The organism is Fulvivirga maritima, assembly GCF_021389955.1.
Taxonomy (GTDB): Bacteria; Bacteroidota; Bacteroidia; order Cytophagales; family Cyclobacteriaceae; genus Fulvivirga; species Fulvivirga maritima.
This window is the reverse complement of sequence record NZ_CP089980.1, coordinates 2,594,323-2,611,969: the sequence shown is the minus strand read 5'-3', so window position 1 is coordinate 2,611,969 and position 17,647 is coordinate 2,594,323. Positions and strand designations below refer to the sequence as shown.

The 17,647-nt window shown below is 38.8% G+C and carries 13 protein-coding genes and 2 tRNA genes; 3 read left to right on the top strand and 12 right to left on the bottom strand.

Annotated elements, in window-relative coordinates; all coding sequences use genetic code 11:
- Positions 1 to 5: 5 nt before the first annotated feature.
- Together LVD15_RS11160 and rpoN are read right to left on the bottom strand one after the other, a co-directional pair.
- Positions 6 to 575, bottom strand: coding sequence for a phosphatase PAP2 family protein (locus tag LVD15_RS11160; RefSeq protein WP_233780412.1), 570 nt, complete (start codon positions 573 to 575; stop codon positions 6 to 8).
- Between the two features lie 50 nt (positions 576 to 625).
- Entirely contained in the window at positions 626 to 2,062 is a 1,437-nt protein-coding gene (rpoN, locus tag LVD15_RS11155; RefSeq protein WP_233780411.1) for an RNA polymerase factor sigma-54, read from the bottom strand.
- Between the two features lie 150 nt (positions 2,063 to 2,212).
- Between rpoN and asnS the strand changes: the two genes are divergently transcribed.
- On the top strand, positions 2,213 to 3,655 hold the full coding sequence (gene asnS / locus LVD15_RS11150; RefSeq protein ID WP_233780410.1) for an asparagine--tRNA ligase: 1,443 nt from the start codon (positions 2,213 to 2,215) through the stop codon (positions 3,653 to 3,655).
- Positions 3,656 to 4,251: 596 nt separating this feature from the next.
- Here the strand turns inward: asnS and LVD15_RS11145 are convergent.
- Positions 4,252 to 5,910 (bottom strand): FAD-dependent oxidoreductase, encoded by a 1,659-nt coding sequence (locus tag LVD15_RS11145; protein WP_233780409.1) that lies wholly within the window; start codon positions 5,908 to 5,910, stop codon positions 4,252 to 4,254.
- A 602-nt stretch (positions 5,911 to 6,512) separates the two neighbouring features.
- Here LVD15_RS11145 and LVD15_RS11140 point away from each other — a divergent pair.
- Together LVD15_RS11140 and LVD15_RS11135 are read left to right on the top strand one after the other, a co-directional pair.
- Positions 6,513 to 8,453 carry a glycoside hydrolase family 84 protein gene (locus LVD15_RS11140; protein ID WP_233780408.1) on the top strand — a complete coding sequence of 647 codons (1,941 nt, stop codon included), beginning with the start codon at positions 6,513 to 6,515 and terminating at the stop codon, positions 8,451 to 8,453.
- 289 nt (positions 8,454 to 8,742) lie between these two features.
- On the top strand, positions 8,743 to 9,330 hold the full coding sequence (locus tag LVD15_RS11135; RefSeq protein ID WP_233780407.1) for an outer membrane beta-barrel protein: 588 nt from the start codon (positions 8,743 to 8,745) through the stop codon (positions 9,328 to 9,330).
- Between the two features lie 270 nt (positions 9,331 to 9,600).
- Here the strand turns inward: LVD15_RS11135 and LVD15_RS11130 are convergent, their stop codons facing one another.
- The 9 genes from LVD15_RS11130 to LVD15_RS11095 all read right to left on the bottom strand — a co-directional run bounded on the left by LVD15_RS11130 (position 9,601) and on the right by LVD15_RS11095 (position 17,640).
- The gene (locus tag LVD15_RS11130; protein WP_233780406.1) at positions 9,601 to 11,022 is read right to left on the bottom strand and encodes an RtcB family protein; all 1,422 of its coding nucleotides are present in this window, start codon (positions 11,020 to 11,022) and stop codon (positions 9,601 to 9,603) included.
- Entirely contained in the window at positions 11,004 to 11,525 is a 522-nt protein-coding gene (locus LVD15_RS11125; protein WP_233780405.1) for a hypothetical protein, read from the bottom strand. The genes LVD15_RS11130 and LVD15_RS11125 overlap by 19 nt, the downstream gene beginning before the upstream one ends.
- Positions 11,526 to 11,581: 56 nt before the next feature.
- On the bottom strand, positions 11,582 to 12,682 hold the full coding sequence (locus LVD15_RS11120) for a slipin family protein (protein WP_233780404.1): 1,101 nt from the start codon (positions 12,680 to 12,682) through the stop codon (positions 11,582 to 11,584).
- A gap of 708 nt (positions 12,683 to 13,390) precedes the next feature.
- A tRNA-Gln gene (locus tag LVD15_RS11115) sits at positions 13,391 to 13,462 on the bottom strand.
- Between the two features lie 5 nt (positions 13,463 to 13,467).
- A tRNA-Tyr gene (locus tag LVD15_RS11110) sits at positions 13,468 to 13,549 on the bottom strand.
- A 229-nt stretch (positions 13,550 to 13,778) separates the two neighbouring features.
- Positions 13,779 to 13,904 (bottom strand): hypothetical protein, encoded by a 126-nt coding sequence (locus LVD15_RS26840; protein WP_255763391.1) that lies wholly within the window; start codon positions 13,902 to 13,904, stop codon positions 13,779 to 13,781.
- Positions 13,905 to 14,255: 351 nt separating this feature from the next.
- Complete coding sequence (locus LVD15_RS11105; RefSeq protein ID WP_233780403.1) at positions 14,256 to 15,425, bottom strand: poly(ethylene terephthalate) hydrolase family protein; 1,170 nt, start codon at positions 15,423 to 15,425, stop codon at positions 14,256 to 14,258.
- A gap of 214 nt (positions 15,426 to 15,639) precedes the next feature.
- Positions 15,640 to 16,011, bottom strand: a complete 372-nt coding sequence (locus tag LVD15_RS11100) for a T9SS type A sorting domain-containing protein (RefSeq protein WP_233780402.1) — start codon at positions 16,009 to 16,011, stop codon at positions 15,640 to 15,642.
- A gap of 129 nt (positions 16,012 to 16,140) precedes the next feature.
- Positions 16,141 to 17,640: an NAD(P)H-hydrate dehydratase gene (locus tag LVD15_RS11095; RefSeq protein ID WP_233780401.1), complete on the bottom strand. Its 1,500-nt coding sequence runs from the start codon at positions 17,638 to 17,640 to the stop codon at positions 16,141 to 16,143.
- Positions 17,641 to 17,647 lie beyond the last annotated feature (7 nt).

The following is a 17,647-nucleotide window of genomic DNA, read 5'->3' as shown; positions in this document are numbered from 1 at the left end:
CTTTATTATAATATTAACAATGCTGCCGCAAAATTGACAGAAAAACCTAGTAAACTTCCGAGATGAACTTCGGCAGGAGAGTGAGAATTAAGATACAATCTCGATGAGCAAACCAATCCGTGTAGCACTAAGGCAATCATTAGAGGAATAAAAAGCATGCTATCAAGATATTTATAATGAAAGACCAGCAAAAAAGCCAAAAGCCCAGCTGTGCCAGCGCTATGTGCGCTTATTTTATAGAAGAAGGTTGTGATAGTAACCAGCAAAATGGTAACAGTCATGGATCCGAACATGACCATGAAATTCATTCCGAAAACCGGCTTACTAATAAAGAAATAACTCGCTAAACCATACCACATGGTAATAAAGGAAAAAGGTAATAGTCTTTCTTTTCTATCTTCTAAGCGGATACTACTGATAGAGTTAGTAACCTTAAGCATCAATACACTAACAATAGGGAGCAGATATGTTAAAACGAAAATAATAGTAATTACTGCCAATAAAGAATTGTCATCTACTGGCAAAATCACTGATGGCGCAAAAAAGTACAAAGTGAGCACTAAAAGTGTAGCCATCAGTAATGGATGGAACAATACCGAAATAAAATTAGCCAACTGCCTCAAACCTATAACTCTTTCCTTAACCTGGCCACAGGTATATTCATTTGTTCTCTATATTTCGCCACTGTACGTCTGGCTATATTATAGCCTTTAGCTTTTAACAATTTCTCCAATTTATCATCACTAAGAGGCTTCTTTTTATCTTCCTCATCAATAATCATTTTCAGCTCATTCTTCACCTCTCTGCTACTTACATCTTCACCAGAGTCTGTAGCTATACCTTCAGAGAAGAAATACTTAAGCGGGAAAATACCAAAATCAGTCTGCACAGCCTTACTATTTGCCACCCTAGAAACGGTGGAAATATCCATATTGATAATATTAGCGATGTCCTTTAAAATCATAGGACGAAGCTTACTTTCATCTCCTTCCAGGAAATATTCATACTGAAAGTCTACTATCGCTCGCATAGTGTTAAGCAAGGTATGTTGCCTTTGTTTTATGGCATCAATAAACCACTTGGCGGCATCGAGCTTCTGCTTCACAAAGCTTACCGTTTCTTTGAGCTTTTTATCAGACTTATCACTCTTATCATATGCTTGTAGCATTTCAGAATAAGATCTGCTCACTCTAAGTTCTGGCGCATTTCTAGAGTTTAAAGATAACTCCAGCTCACCATTATCATTAGAAAGTATAAAATCAGGAATGAGGTATTGTGTTCTTACCAGTCCTGTAGAGCTTCCGCCGGGCTTGGGGTTTAGCTTTCTTATGAGTTCAATAGCATCTTTAACATAGTCTTCATCTTCTATGTCTAGCTTCTTCATTATTTTGCTATAGTGCTTTTTTGTAAATTCATCAAAGCACTCACCCAATATCTTTTTAGCTACGTAAACATCTACATTCTGATCATCAGGTCTTCTTTCTAACTGCAAAAGGAGACATTCCTGTAAATCTCTGGCTGCTATTCCTGGAGGATCAAAGTCCTGAATCTTACGCAAAATCTCCTCTACCTCATCTACATCGGTATCTATATTTTGAGAAAAAGCCAGGTCATTAATAATAGAATCTACATCTCTACGGATATAACCATCACTTTCAATACTCCCTATGAGTTGCTTGCCTATCACATATTGCCGATCATCTAACCTGAGAAACCCCAGCTGATCCATCAGGCGCTCATTAAGAGTAGAATGCATAGCTATCGGCATTTCTTTATCTTCATTATCGCCGTCGCCTTGCATTTTATAGCCACTAAAATCATCGTCTCGCAGATAATCTTCTACATCCAGATCTTCATCTTGCTGAGTATCTGTATCTTCATAATCATCTGTGATATCCTCTGACTCTTCTTCTTTTCCTTCTTCCAAAGCCGGATTCTCCTCCAGTTCCTCTTCAACCCTGCTTTCCAGCTCGGCAGTAGGGATCTGTAGCAGCTTAATGAATTGAATTTGCTGCGGAGATAATTTTTGTTGTAAACTTTGGGTTAAACCAAGCTTCTGCATCCTATGATTTTACTTAAATCTTGCTCTGAATAAATTTACATCAAAGTTATTATATTTCTATGATTCTTTGACTAAAAGCCTAAATTATCGTTTTTTTGCCGATCTATTTGAGGCTCTAGTAAGCATTAACAAATCAATTAAATATTAGTTGTGGAAGATCTAAAAAGAATCAAAATTAAGGAGCTCCTTGATGCTCCCGTTATCGGAAAAAAAGTCAATGTGAAAGGTTGGGTAAGAACCTTCCGTAGTAATCGATTCATAGCCATAAATGACGGATCCACAATTAATAACATGCAAGCTGTGGTGGATTTCGAAGCTATGGATGAGCAGTTGCTTAAGCGTGTAACCACAGGTGCTTGTGTATCCGTAGTAGGTGAATTGAAAGAGTCATTAGGTAAAGGCCAAACCGTAGAGATTATAGTAGAGTCTCTGGAAGTTTTAGGTGATGCTGATCCTGAAAAATATCCTTTACAACCTAAAAAACACTCTCTGGAATTTTTACGAGAAATAGCTCACTTAAGAGTTAGAACGAACACTTTCAGTGCTATTTACAGGGTTCGCCATGCCATGATATTTGCTGTGCACAACTTCTTTAACCAAAAAGGTTTTTATAACGTGCATACGCCTATCATCACAGGATCTGATGCTGAGGGTGCCGGCGAAATGTTTCGTGTAACTACTTTAGACTTAGCCAACCCTCCTAAAAATGAGGATGGCACCATAAACAATAAAGAAGATTTCTTCGGAAAAGAAACTAACCTCACTGTTTCTGGTCAATTAGAAGGAGAAACTGCCGCCATGGGTATGTCTGAGATTTACACTTTCGGCCCTACTTTCAGAGCTGAGAACTCAAACACCTCTCGTCACCTGGCTGAGTTCTGGATGATAGAACCAGAAATGGCTTTTTATGACATTAATGACAACATGGATTTAGCAGAGGAATTTGTTAAATACCTAGTGAAATATGCATTAGAAAACTGCAAAGATGACCTTGAGTTTTTAAACCAAAGAGCTCTGGACGAAGACAAAGGCAAGCCTCAGAATGAAAGAAGCAGCATGAGTCTTTTAGAAAGATTGCAGTTTGTGGCTGACAATGAGTTTGAACGCGTTACTTATACCGAGGCTATTGACATTCTTAAAAACTCGAAGCCTAATAAAAAGAAGAAGTTCCAATACTTAATAGAGGAATGGGGTGCTGATTTACAGTCAGAACATGAGCGTTTTCTGGTAGAGAAGCATTTTGAAAAACCCGTAATTCTGTATAACTACCCTAAAGACATCAAAGCATTTTACATGCGACAAAATAATGATGACAAAACGGTAGCCGCTATGGACGTACTCTTCCCAGGCATAGGCGAGATCATAGGAGGTTCTCAGAGAGAGGAACGCTATGATGTGTTAAAAGCCAGAGTAGACGAATTAGGAATACCTGAAAAAGACCTTTGGTGGTATTTGGACCTGAGAAAATTCGGATCTGCACCACACAGTGGCTTCGGACTTGGTTTTGAAAGGTTAATCCTCTTTGTTACAGGAATGGGAAATATAAGAGACGTGATTCCATTCCCAAGAACACCGGACAATGCAGAATTTTAATTAATAATATCAAGGAGGTTTCAGCCTCCTTTTTTATTAGTCATAAATGCAAAAAGTCGCCCTTTACCAGAGAGCGACTTTTGCTGCTATATAGTAACCAACTTTAACTATACAGCTCATTTACTAATCAACCTAAACCTGATAATCCTTAGTCAATTGACATGCCACTAATTAATCGGCCCAATTGAAGCGTTTAAGCATCTTACCGCAAAAACACCTTCCACAAACAGGAAAATTCTTACATTTATTGGAATGGTAAATCCCATTTAAAAGCTTATTAAGTAATTCAGCTGAAATCAAAAAAAGCTATAAATAAAAAAAGTCGCCCTTTACCAGAGAGCGACTTGAGCTGTATGGCTAAACCAACGACAAACCATACAACATTTTAATCAACCTAAACCTGATATGCTTAAGTCAATTGGCATGCCATTACCTTAATGCCTCAAAAATGATAAATAAAGGCCATTTGTAGTTATTCGGGGTCTGTGTGGTGGAATTTCAGTTTATCTGCTGGAATTTCGAGGTCACTAAACCATCCACAGTCCATATTTCTAAACAAAATCAACTTTAGAATGAGATAGTGTTAATTCGATATTCTAAACCAACTCCTCCACACCCTTCATCCTATCCCAAGCAGTATATCCACCTGCCAAATTATAGATAGTATCAAAGCCATGATGCGCTAAAATCAAAGATGAAAGATATCCTCGTAGTCCTTTAGCGCAATAAACTAACATAGGTTGAGATGGGTCTAGCTCTTCAATTCTATTTCTCAATTCATCTAAAGGTATATTAACTGAACCTTCAATAGCGCCATTGTTCTGAATTTCAAGAGGTGAACGAACATCTAAGATGGTTAGCAACTCTTGTTTATCGATCAAATTCTCTGCTTGCGTTACGTTCACTTCTATAAAATTGCCTTTTAATGAGTTCTCAGCAACATAACCCATCACTACTACAGGATCCTTTGCCGGAGAAAAGGGAGGTGCGTAAGCCAAGTCTAATCTGGGAAGATCATGAATGGTAAGCTTAGCATAAATAGCCGTAGAAAGCACATCAACTCTTTTATCTACTCCTTTCTCTCCTATCATTTCAGCCCCCAGCAGCACTCCAGTATCTGGAGCGTAATATATTTCCAGGAAAATGTCTTTGGGATCAGGATAAAAACCAGGTGTAGTTCCGGCTATTATCATAGAAGACTCAAATGGAACACCTCTTTTAGCTAATTCTTTTGGCCCCAGGCCTGTTCTTGCAATAGTGTAATCAAAGAGCTGCATAATAGATGTACCATATCCTCCCGAGAAAGTCTCTTGTGCACCTGCCGCATTAGCTCCTGCCACCCGGCCGGCCTTATTAGAATGCGTTCCCATTGGGAACCAACCTGATTCCTGAATCAATAAATTAGGAATAGCCGCACAATCGCCCGCCGCATAAATATCTGCTAGCGACGTCTCCATATACTCATTAACTATCAAGGCTCCATTTGGCAGATGCTTAGCACCTTTTTCAACCAGTATTTCAGTATTAGGCTTTACACTTATACTCACCAGCATAAAATCAGTATTAAACCTTTCGCCATTACTGAGAACCAGCTCATTACTTTCTGCATTTACTTCAATTACTGAAACACCAAGCTTAAGATCCACACCATTTCTCACCAATTCATTAGCTGCCATTTGAGTAAATTTCTTATCCCAATTCACCAGCACATGATCACTAAGCTCTACCACAGTCACTTTTTTACCCGCATGAATTAAGTTTTCAGCTGTTTCCAAACCTATAAGCCCAGCACCCACTATAGTAATGTGATCAGCTTCTTTTATCACTCCTTTTTTGGTTATTTCATCAAAATCCTCAATCGTTTTTGCAAAGGCCCAATTTTCATAATTATCTATGCCTTTAATAGGAGGTAAAAAGGCGCGCCCACCAGTTGCTACTATCAACTTATCGTATTTATAAGAGTCTTTATGCGTTCTTACTTCATGAGCATCAGGATCGATATCTATAACCGGTTCATTCAAGTGAAGATCTACCTTAAACCTATTTTCTAATAACTCAGGTGAAACCACCATCAGCTTATCGCGAGATTTTATTTTCCCTGACATTGTATACGGGATACCGCAAGTGGCATAACTGATGTGTTCTGTTTTTTCAAAAAGAATAATTTCAGCATTTTCATCAGTTCTTCTAGCTTTAGCTGCAGCTGAAGGGCCGGCTGACAACCCTCCGATAATTATAATTCTGTTGCGTTTCATAATTCCTGGTTCTGTAGTTCTGTTTGTTTAAAACAAAATTAAAACGCCATTACAGCCACAAACCTGACGAACAACAACGAATTACATGACAAACCTCAGGAAATAGGGGTTATGTAACAAAGGTCACAAAGCTAAGTAGCCTACTTTGGGCAAATGAAGAAAAAAACCGTCATGATCATAATAGCAGATTTATTAAAATTCACGAAATCCCACATGTCTAATTACCACTCATTCTATGTTAATATTTCAGAACCGGACGCAACCCCAGTCATCAAAATTTAATTTGGAACATTAAGTTTTACACTTAATTTTAAGGCCAACAATCTGTAAAACAACAAAATTTTAGATATGAAGAAATATTCAAATTAAATATATAAACTTTTGAAGCCACCGAATATCTTAAGGCTAATCTCTTCCAAAAAATTTATTTTGGGTTGAAAAAATACTTTAAGATTCAAGCCTCATCTGCATTCAGAAATAGGATAAACAACGAGCTTCAAAAGCCACCTATATAGCACCTACCCATTATCCGTCTAAACCTAACCCAAATCTCTAAAACGGAACTACAGAATAATTCATATACACTAAAATCTTAACGATTAATGAAAATTATACTCACGTGTTTAACACTCTTAAGTGTTGGACTCAACACTATTTTTGCCCAGAACGCAAGCAATAAAACCACACTACCATTAATAGTACCCACGCCTACATCTGTTGAATTAGGCCATAAAACCATATCACTTGGCAAAGAAGTGGTACTTATTGAAGGCTCAGGCACAACCACAGAAGCCACTCAGCTGGTTCGTAATATTCTTAAAACTGCCGGAGTAGAAACAATAACTACAGCTAGCCGATTACCTCGCAGCTTTGAACTCCCACATTTAGTATTAGGAATAAGTAATGACAAACTGATTGAGGCCGCATTAAAACAAAGTAATGCTAAACAAGACAAAAATCCGGAAGGATACTCATTGAGCAGTATTACTATTGATAATGGCGCCTTAATTACTATAGCTGGTAATGATGACGCCGGTCTCTTTTATGGAGCTCAGACTTTAAGTCAAATTATTAAAGATCAGGCCATACCTGCTATTACTATACAAGACCACCCTGCCATGCCTATAAGAGGAACCATTGAAGGTTTTTATGGCAAACCCTGGACTATGGAAGGCCGAGCTAAACACCTGGAATTTCTTGGAACCGTAAAAGCCAACACCTATGTTTACAGCCCAAAAGACGATCCTTATGCTCGTGACAAGTGGCGTGAGGCGTATCCAAAAGATATTTTAGACCAACTTGCGTCTTTAGTAAGCACTGCCCAGAGAAACCAAATTAACTTTGTTTACGCCATATCTCCGGGGCCAACTATCTGTTTTTCTGATCCTAATGATCTTCAGCTTTTAGAAGATAAATTCAAAGTACTGCGCACCATAGGCATCCATAATTTTTATGTGGCTCTTGATGATATTGAATATAAACAATGGAACTGCGATAAAGACGAAAAAACTTATGGTCCTTCAGGCACTAAAGCAGCCGGACTTGCACAAGCAGAGTTACTCAACAAATTGCAAGCTAACCTTGATAAACTTGATCCTGAAGCACAGCCACTTATTACCGTACCTACAGAATACTACGACGCTAAAGAAAGTGATTATAAAAAGGCTTTAACTGAAAACCTGGATCCTAGAATTATTATTCAATGGACAGGAACTGACGTAGTTCCCCCTGCCATTTCAGTGGGTGATGCCAAGCAAGCCACAAAAGCTTTTGGAAGAAAAACTTTATTGTGGGATAACTATCCTGTAAATGATTATGCTCAAACCACAGGCCGATTACTATTGGCGCCTTATAACAAACGTGAAGCGGGTTTATCTGAGCAACTTTCAGGTATACTTTCTAACCCTATGAACCAAGAAGCAGCAAGCCGGGTAGCAGTAATAGGAATAGCTGCTTTCGGTTGGAATGATACATCTTATGATCCTGAACTTACCTGGTATTATGCAGCTAGGTATTTAGCCAATAAAGATCCTCAAGCTACTGAAGCCCTATTAACCTTTTTTGACACACAGCACATTGCCCCTACTTTTGGCAGTCAGCCTTGGCAAAAGCAAGCTCCGGATCTAAAAAAGAAACTTAATAAAGTACGTTACGAAATTGCTTTTGGATCAGCAACTTCAAGAAACCAAGCCATTGAAAAGTTAAAAGAACAAGCTTCCAAATTTGCGACTGCTCCGAATATTATTCAATCTCAGGTAGTAGATGCTGACTTTATTACTGAATCAGCTCCCTGGCTGGAAGCTATGCAACTATGGGGGAGGGCTCTCCAACTTACAGCCGCCGGTCTGGGTGCCGCCAATCAAGGAAGCATTTCCGCTAAACAATATTTTAATCAGGCTCAAAAATTAGCCAATGAGGCCTCTGAAGTTCAGAGTATCCCAGGCGCTACTCGTTTTGATGGTCCTATCAAAATCGCAGATGGTGTGTTAGACAATTTTATAAATGATGCACCAAAGCTTATAGCTATTGACAGCGGAAAATAAAGTATAACAACCTGAATCTAATTTGACACGAGATGTACTTGCTAAAAACTCTACAGCAAAACATCTCAAACCTATAAAACAGCCGTTTGGCCTGAGCCAAGCGGCTGTTTTTTTTTGAAGCGCAACTCAAATAATCCTTCGCAGAAAAATCAAATAGCCCAAGCATCCACAATCAATATTATTTATCAATTTAATTCATTTTTAATCCAAATATTCAATATATTGCATCAATATTAATCAATACAAAACAACACAATCCTCACATTAAATTCATTTCTGACTATAGACTATGAATAAATTACTATTATCATTAGCGCTCATAACCTGCTCATGCATAGCTGCTAAGGCTCAGAATTACAAACCATTTAAACTCGGCTTAGGCCTAGGTTATGCCACTCCTGATGGAGGTCCCGGAATTCTTTTTGATGTGGAACCGGCCTATAGATTAAATGATAACATTGCCATAGGTTTTAGATGGGAAAGTACTGCCATGTCTCGAACTTTTGATGACAGCGATAATGAGCTTTATGGTCGCAGCTCTTACACCCTTAACGGTCAATATTATTTATCTGACTCCAAGATTCGTCCTTATATAGGGCTTGGCTTGGGTATATACAAAGCCACTTCTATTGGATTTTTAGACTTCACTGACAACTCTCTTAAAGTTTCTGATGATACTGAATCGAAATTCGGGTTTTATCCACGAATTGGTTTAGACATAGCTCACTTTAACATCAATATAGACTACAACATCAGCAGTAAAACTGAGAGCAAAACTATTGTAAAACCCAATGGTGAAACTGAGAAAACTCCTGAAATTAAAAATAATTACATCGGAATAAGAATTGGAGCATTCCTCTTCGGAGGGGAAAGATAAAAGTATAGCCGCGCTTTGAATAAATCTCAAATCAACCTACTTCAGTAATTCCATCAAAACATAAAAAAAGCCGCCCTTTACCAGAGGGCGGCTTTGACTGTATCGTTAAACCAACTACAAACCATACAGTCCTATTAATCAACCTAAACCTATTAAGTGTAAGTCAATTGGTGTGCCATTTCATTTTTAGCTCAATTTGGCCAAAAAAAAAAGGATTTTAATGTTCTATAAATTCCCAGAAAAGGAAAACTCATTCCTGTGCCGGAAAAATTAGTCCACTTCAGCAAACCTATCATCTCCACACATCCTCACCACTTTAGGGGTAAAGGTTCCTACTACTTCTACCAAATCCTGCTGAGCAGCCATTACCTGATGGATATCTTTATATACCATCGGAGCCTCATCTACCCCGGAACCGATTACATGAACACCGGCATGCTTCAGATGACTTTTCACCTCATCTCTGGTGATCATAGCTTTAGCCTTTCTCCTAGACATGACCCTTCCTGCTCCGTGAGAGGCAGAATTGATAGCAGCATGCTCTCCTTTTCCTCTCACTATAAATCCGGGAGAAGTCATAGATCCGGGTATGATTCCCATCACTCCTTTACCCGCAGGAGTAGCTCCTTTACGGTGAACAATGATCTCATTACCTTCGACATCTAGCTCCTTCCAGGCGAAGTTATGATGGTTCTCTATCATAGCCAGTGGCTTTTCACCCAATGAAACAGCCATTCTCTCATGAATCTGATGATGACATGCCGAGGCATAATCACCAGCTAGGTTCATTGCCAGCCAGTATTCTTGCCCATCTTCAGTATCAAGATCTAGCCATGCCAAATGCTTAGCTTCAGCCGGAAGCCTACATTTATCCATAGCTAACTTGGTATAATGCCTGGCTATATTAGCTCCCAAGCCTCTAGAACCTGAGTGAGACAAAACAGCCAAATACTTCCCTTTCGGCAAACCATATTCATTTTCAGCATCTACTATCTCAGCCACACCAAACTCTACGAAGTGATTACCTCCTCCACTAGTTCCTATCTGCGCATAAGCCCTGTCCTTTAAAGACTTAAGGATATTGATTTCTCCAAATTCCGCTCTATCGAGCACATCATGCCCTTTGGGCCTTTTAAAGACAGCATTCCCAAATTTGCTATTATCATTCAATAGCTTTTTATAATAGCTCAAGCTCTCATACTCAAATACGGCTGGCATATCATATAAGGTCATACACATTCTACACCCGATATCTACACCTACACCATAAGGAATCACCGCATTTTTAGTAGCCAGGACTCCGCCAATAGGCAAACCATACCCCTGATGAGCATCTGCCATCAGTGCTCCCGAGTGTGTTACCGGGAGCTTCATGGCTATTTCCATTTGGTTTACCGCACCAGGCTCAATCCCTTCAGCACCATAAGTATTATAAGGTATCCTTTTGGTATTTAACTGCTCTACTGTTTCTGCCTCCTCTTTTATAATCAAACATTTAGCGATTGATCCTAACTGATCATGCTTAAGATAAAGCGCCGGATTCTGAACTACTCTCTGCAAAAGCTCCAGCTTAAATTTCTTGCTTTTACCTTTATATCCGGCCTCCATTGCTTTTTGGGCTTCACCTATGGCTCTTCCTTCCGGATAGTCAATTTGCTTCAGTTCTTTCCCTGTCAACTTTGTCGTTGCCATTTCCAATTATTTTTAAATTTCTTAATTCTTGTTCTTTTAATATCTTGCTTCAACTCCTTGGTAGTATGATTATCTACCGAACTCATTAAAGCTTTACGATAATAGCCTATCGCTTTTCTGTATTCACATTGTGTTTCTGCTATTTTACCTAACACGCTATAAACGTAATCCTTATCAATCTCCTCACATTTTTCTGCTTTTAACATAAGTTGTGTTAAAGACTGATATTTACGCTTTGCCCAGTATAAGTCAGCCAGATTTTCATAGGCCTCTACATAAGAAGCATCGAAATAAATAGCAAGCTGATAGTGGCGCTCTGCCAAAGCCTCATTCACCTGATAGTAGTGATACATCCAACCCATAGTATAGTGTAACTTAGGGTATCCCGGCTCATCCGTTAACCCACTCATTAGCAGCTTATGAGCCAGATGGTAATCACCTTCATAAATAGCATCTTCCGCAAATGGTATTAAATCTTCAATATATTGATCATAAATGTTCATGATTTCAGAAAATTAAGAGGCCGCATCGTGCTCAATATTAAAATACAGACCTCATATTATTTAGTAGGAGTAAAAATGCTTCTCAATTGATCAATCACCTGGCCATTTCCTGCCACAGTAATCTCTCCGATTTTATCCGCAATTTTTTCTACATACTCCATTTCCTTTAGCTTATACAACATTTCGTTGTCTTCCATCAACTTAGCTGTGTTGAGCAAACTCCTGGTAGAAGCTGTTTCTTCCCTACGGGTTATCACATTAGCCTGAGCTTGCTTTTGTGCTACCAGCACCTGATTCATTATACTTTTTACATCACCAGGCAGTATTACATCTTTCACTCCAGCATCGTTGATTTTTACACCTAAAGCCACCACTTTTTCTTTAAGAGCATTCTTCACATAATCACCTATCTCCTCCTTTTTCTCTAGCAGTTCATCTAAAGAAAAAGTACCCACATACTCTCTCAGAGCCAGCTGCACCATGGTGTACAGTTGCCTTTCGTAATCTTTATTGTCAATTACAGCTTTTTGAATATCCACCACCTTGTACTGAATCATAAAATTGATTCTCAAAGCAGCCTTATCACTGGTTAAGATCTCCTGCCCAGTAATCTCCAACTGTGCCTGCCTTAAATCTACCTTAGAAACCGTTACGTTTTGGGCATTTTTCCAGAAGTAGTACTCTCCCGGACCGAGAATCTTTTCCTCTTTATTATCAATAAAAAGTACTCCTTTTTCATAAGATTCTATCTTGCATACCCTCACAAAAGGAACGAGCTCTCGTCTTTTTACCACCCCCATATTTATGTTTTCGGTAATATCTACTTTGCTCAAATCCATGGTTTTAAATTCCCAATCGGTTACTCCCTTCCAGTAAGCATATCGCCCAGGAGTAAGCACACTATTGAGGTTTCCATTGGTATACTGCAATACAATTTGATCATCCTTCACATCCACCACTTCCAGTAATGACTTTAATTCATCATCTCTCAACAGAATGTTCAAATCTATTGGCCACGGAAAGGACTTACTTCTATCATATCGGACCAACCTATCTAATGGACTGACCCAATGCTTTCCTTCGGTAATTACTCGTTTGTAATCACCGTCGCGAAATACTAATCCCACTGTTCCGGGGTTGATCTTTTCTCTAAACATGATCTTTTCTCTTTTTTTAAGTCAAAACTTCATTTATCATCATTGGTCCAATAATTCTCGGTTAAAGAAAATGTCAAAAGCATACCATAAGCCAATGCGGATTTATGATTAAGCACAGCATTTCAAATCGTTCTTTGGCTTTAGCTCCCCAAACCAGCTACACTTCGAGCGCCTCATGGCTACCACACCGCGTTCACATATTTATGTGTTCGTGTAATGCAGTTTTACACTTTAGCATTCTAAATGTACCTGACTCTTCAGAACTTCATAACTAAAGAAGCAATTGAAAATGAACCATGCGATATCCTCATTCATCAGGGCCTTAGCCTATTTTTTGAGCAAACCTCAAAGAGATTCACAAAGGCGGCCTTTGATCATTTTCAATGGTGACCTGTTTTAGAAGAAGGTCTACTTCCTAAATTTAAATGGAACCGCAATCCATCGCGTCTGCCAATTTCGCCATCCTTGCTTTCAAGGAGTGGGACTCGAACCCACACTAAATAACCTGTTGTTCTATCCACTGAACTACAATGACTATATCGTCAAAGGAAGGAGTCGAACCTTCGTACACAGAGTGATGAAGAAACATAAACCCACAATAAGCAGTATATCCCGAAGAATACTGTGGTGCTATCCAGAAACACTCACCTTAGTCTTATTGCAGCTACTTTCCTCGTGCTCTTACCATTAGGTAAAAGATTTTAAATGTTGCCGAAAAAGGACTCGAACCTCTACTGTCAGAACCAAACTCTGATGTCCTACCCATTAGACCATTCGGCAATTTGTGGGAGCAGTAGGATTCGAACCTACTCAGCCTAAGCACCTGATTTACAGTCAGGCCCAACTCTCCAACTTTGGCGTGCTCCCAAATCAGGTAAACCGCTATTCCAAAGGAGCTTTTTCAAACATCACAGCACAAACGGAGTACTGCTTGTGGTCTTTAACCACTCTCCTATGTTTTTGAGGAGACACCCGTTTTGCCTCTCCCCTGGTTTACCTACAGGATAGATTTACCATCCTATTATTTTCATTAGGGCATAAAAAAACCCCGACCTATTCAGGACGGGGTTTAATGATCTTCTCAAAAGAATATCACCTATTCCATATCCTGAAATTTATATTTTTCATCATTCCAACTTTGATCAGCACGGTAATCTGAAAAAGACATACCTCTCCCCTGAAGCAAAACATCAAAACCAAATAATATTCTGTTTTCAATCATAAGCTGAAATATTTATCGCATAAAAAAACCCGGACTTTATAGGCCCGGGTTTTAATTTATATCTATAATAAATTAATATCTACCGAACCTACACCTGCATAAATCTATGCATAACCCATATTTTGTGGGCTCCATGCGATTGATATGTTGTGTGTATATTCTCATTTCTTTTTCGTTTACGGATGCAAGTATCGTAAAAGGATTTCACAAAACAAAATAATATTTTGTTTTGTGAAATCTCAATTAAAGGAATCCTTTATGAAATCACTTATCAAAAACGCCTCTAAATGATCTCAATGAAAGATTTACCTCTATTAATTAGACTTAATTTAAATATTAAAAATGGCAATATTAATATTCTACCTTAATCCTTTTCACCTCTTCTTTCCCCTCTATCTCTAAAATAAAATAGTATGTTCCAGGATGAGGAAAATCAGAGGCAGAAAAGGTTTTTTGCTGCTTACCTTTATAGCCAGCCATACCCTCTGTAGTTTTAAGAACATTTCCACTTTCGTCTATTACGGTAAGTGTCACATCCGATGACTCATTAGCAAAATACTCTAAGCTACTTTGTCCTCTCAAAGGATTAGGATAAAAGTTAGTTTCCACAAACTCTTCATCATCTGCCACCAAAACTAAGGCCGCATCACTAGCATCATAATCATCCAGATACCTGGAAGTAATTGTTCTCCAGCTATTATCATCAAAAATAGGAGCCGATTCTGAGAAAAATAGATCTTCGGCATCTTCATCCTTTTTTAAGGTAGCCTCAAACCAAGCTGTAACATATTTACGAAAACTACCGGCATCTCCTACCCAATCAAAATGACCATTTCCTATTAATGAGCCATACAGAGCGGTAGTAGTAGAACTCAAAAATGAGGTAGAATACACAGATAAAGGATTAGCGAGCCCATCACTTGCACCTACCATTATAAACATAGGGCACTCCACATCTTCAGTAGAATAAAAATATGGAAAAGTAAAAGTTGCCGGTGCCAGCGGAGCTATAGAGGTTACACGAGAATCTTGAATAGCCGTGTTAATAGTTCCTGCTCCACCTTGAGAGTGACCAAAAGCGCCTATAGCATCGGTATCCAATTTTTGATAATACTCACTACCAGGATCTGCGTTTTCATCTAAGATGTAGTCTATAGCATCTATCATCTCATCTCCGCTACCCACATTGCTATCATCTGAAGCTATGACCACATAGCCCCATGATGCCATGTGCCTAAGCAGGCCATTATAGGTTATAGGACTACCGCCTGTACCATTACCCCAGGTAAGCACAGGATGTTTTTCACCAGAACCACCCAAGCTTACAGGCTTGTAAATGTCAAAACCTGCAAAAACAGGTCCCACAGAACGAATGACTTCTACAGAATAAGATCCTGTATTTCCGTATTGCGTAAAATAACTGCTTTGCGCAAAGCTGAAGGAGCTAACAAATAGGAAAGCAGCTAAAAAGGCCAAATTCAGTTTAATACTGAATCGATTAAGGTTTAGATTGTTGTACATAATTAATTGAATTTAGGTTGTAATTAATTATATATAATTTAATCATTACCACATTATATTTAACAGCACAATAAATAAGATACTTACAAGCATGACTAACTTTAAGCTATTTTATTTAAACAAAATTCTATTTATTAATGAGGTCAAATCTTACATAAAACAAAAAAGCCTAGCTACTTTCATAACCAGGCTCTATCTATGTTTTTTCAGTCAGTCACTGCCGTTTAAGAAACTTATACGTTTCTTTGAAGTGTCCTTGTTTATCTCTTATGGCCAAAAAATAATACCCAGGTGAAAGATCTTCTACTTTCACTCTGTATCTATTTTCTTCCACTTCCTCCACTTTTACTTCAACTACATTACCTATGATATTATGCACTGTAAAAGTAGCATGCTCTAATTCTGAATTTTCAATTTTGATATTCAGGTAATCTATGGTCGGATTTGGGAAAAGCTTTACAATATTGGTTCTATTTTCTATTGTAGCGTTATCGAAACGTCTTACTTCACCTTTCTGTGCAAAGGCATATTGCGATAATAAAGCAATTGAAAGTGTAAGTATAGTTAGCAGTAATGTTTTCTTCATAAGCTTTCGTTTCTATTCATGATAAAGCCAGCAAAAATTGATCCATATTCTCAATCCACAATATTGTTATTTCGCAATCGTTACAACACTTCTTATAAGATACGAAACTTTTAAAATAATGTTCGTTTTTTAATGAATCATTTTGAAAGCAGCGGGTAGTGAATCAGCCACATCAGAGGCTGTCATCCCAACAATTCCCTGATTTTCAGCTGCTATGTCTCCGGCTAAGCCATGAAAAAAAACTGCCAGAAAAGCGGCCTGAGGTGGCGCATATCCTTGCGCCAATAATGCGGTAACTACCCCGGTAAGCACATCTCCCATACCTCCGGTAGCCATGCCTGCATTCCCCGTACTGTTGAAAAAAACCTCACCTTGTGGCGTAGAAACAGAAGTATGGGCTCCTTTTAGAATTACAATGACTCCATAAGTACTGGAAAATTCCTTCTGCATTTCTAATCTTTCAAAATCATTACTCCACTCTCCTGCCAATCTCTCAAATTCTTTAGGGTGTGGCGTAAGGATAGAATTTTCCGGCAAGGTCTCTAATATCTCCCTATGTTCCGCCATTATATTTAAACCATCTGCATCTATTACCAAAGGCTTATCAAATGATTGTATAGCCTGCATAAGACTAAACATAGTTTCCTGCTCCTTTCCTATGCCTGGACCAATCCCTATGACATCATATTTAGATTCTCCCTCTGCGTAGCTAGTAAGAAAATGATCTCCTTCATCTACCTGAGCTATGGCCTCTGGCACCACGGACTGCATGATTTGATATCCGCATGAAGGAATATACGTAGTAAGCAACCCCACTCCAGATCTTAATGCCGCTCTGGCCGAGAGCACCGCTGCCCCCATTTTACCATAGCTACCCGCCATGATTAACGCTCTACCATTGTTGCCTTTATGAGAAAACTTAGTACGCCTTTTTAGAAATGATTTTACGAATTTACGATCTAAATAGCGATAAGCTGTGCTTTGCTGTTCTATCCCCTTTCCGGCAAGACCAATGTCTTTGATGATCCATTCACCAACGCATTCCGCATTTTCAGGCAACATAAAGGCCAGCTTGGGCAGCTGAAAGGAAATGGTATAATAAGGCTTAACAATAGCTCCTCCTGCAGAATATTCATCTGCAAAGAGCCCTGAAGCAATATCAACAGCAACCACCTCTGCTTTAGCATCATTTATGGCATTGATCACTGAAGCATACATTCCTTCAACCGGACGACTTAAGCCAGATCCAAAAATGGCATCTATTAATATCTGATATTGATCAAATGAAGGGACATCTGTCTCGTTGGCGACTGTATTTATCACCAACATATCCTCCAGCCGCTGCTCATTAACAGCAAAATCATCTGAAGAATTATCGGATTTCCTTACCACATATACCGCGACCTTGTAGTGCCTCTCATGTAGCAAGCGTGCTATAGCCAGGCCATCACCACCATTATTACCAGTACCGCAAACTACGGCCACTGAAAGCTTAGGATCATAATGACTGGCAAACCAATCCACAAAAGCCGAGGAGGCTCTTTCCATTAAATCAATGGATGAGATGGGTTCATTTTCAATTGTATATTGATCTACCTTTTTAGTTTGTGTAGCACTAATTATTTTCATGTGTAAA

Bases quoted from the DNA above. Each gene is read 5' to 3' on its own strand.
- LVD15_RS11160 (WP_233780412.1), bottom strand. From the start codon at position 575: ATGGCTACACTTTTAGTGCTCACTTTGTACTTTTTTGCGCCATCAGTG.
- rpoN (WP_233780411.1), bottom strand. From the start codon at position 2,062: ATGCAGAAGCTTGGTTTAACCCAAAGTTTACAACAAAAATTATCTCCG.
- LVD15_RS11145 (WP_233780409.1), bottom strand. From the start codon at position 5,910: ATGAAACGCAACAGAATTATAATTATCGGAGGGTTGTCAGCCGGCCCT.
- LVD15_RS11140 (WP_233780408.1), top strand. From the start codon at position 6,513: ATGAAAATTATACTCACGTGTTTAACACTCTTAAGTGTTGGACTCAAC.
- LVD15_RS11135 (WP_233780407.1), top strand. From the start codon at position 8,743: ATGAATAAATTACTATTATCATTAGCGCTCATAACCTGCTCATGCATA.
- LVD15_RS11130 (WP_233780406.1), bottom strand. From the start codon at position 11,022: ATGGCAACGACAAAGTTGACAGGGAAAGAACTGAAGCAAATTGACTAT.
- LVD15_RS11125 (WP_233780405.1), bottom strand. From the start codon at position 11,525: ATGAACATTTATGATCAATATATTGAAGATTTAATACCATTTGCGGAA.
- LVD15_RS11120 (WP_233780404.1), bottom strand. From the start codon at position 12,682: ATGTTTAGAGAAAAGATCAACCCCGGAACAGTGGGATTAGTATTTCGC.
- LVD15_RS26840 (WP_255763391.1), bottom strand. From the start codon at position 13,904: ATGATTGAAAACAGAATATTATTTGGTTTTGATGTTTTGCTTCAGGGG.
- LVD15_RS11105 (WP_233780403.1), bottom strand. From the start codon at position 15,425: ATGTACAACAATCTAAACCTTAATCGATTCAGTATTAAACTGAATTTG.
- LVD15_RS11100 (WP_233780402.1), bottom strand. From the start codon at position 16,011: ATGAAGAAAACATTACTGCTAACTATACTTACACTTTCAATTGCTTTA.
- LVD15_RS11095 (WP_233780401.1), bottom strand. From the start codon at position 17,640: ATGAAAATAATTAGTGCTACACAAACTAAAAAGGTAGATCAATATACA.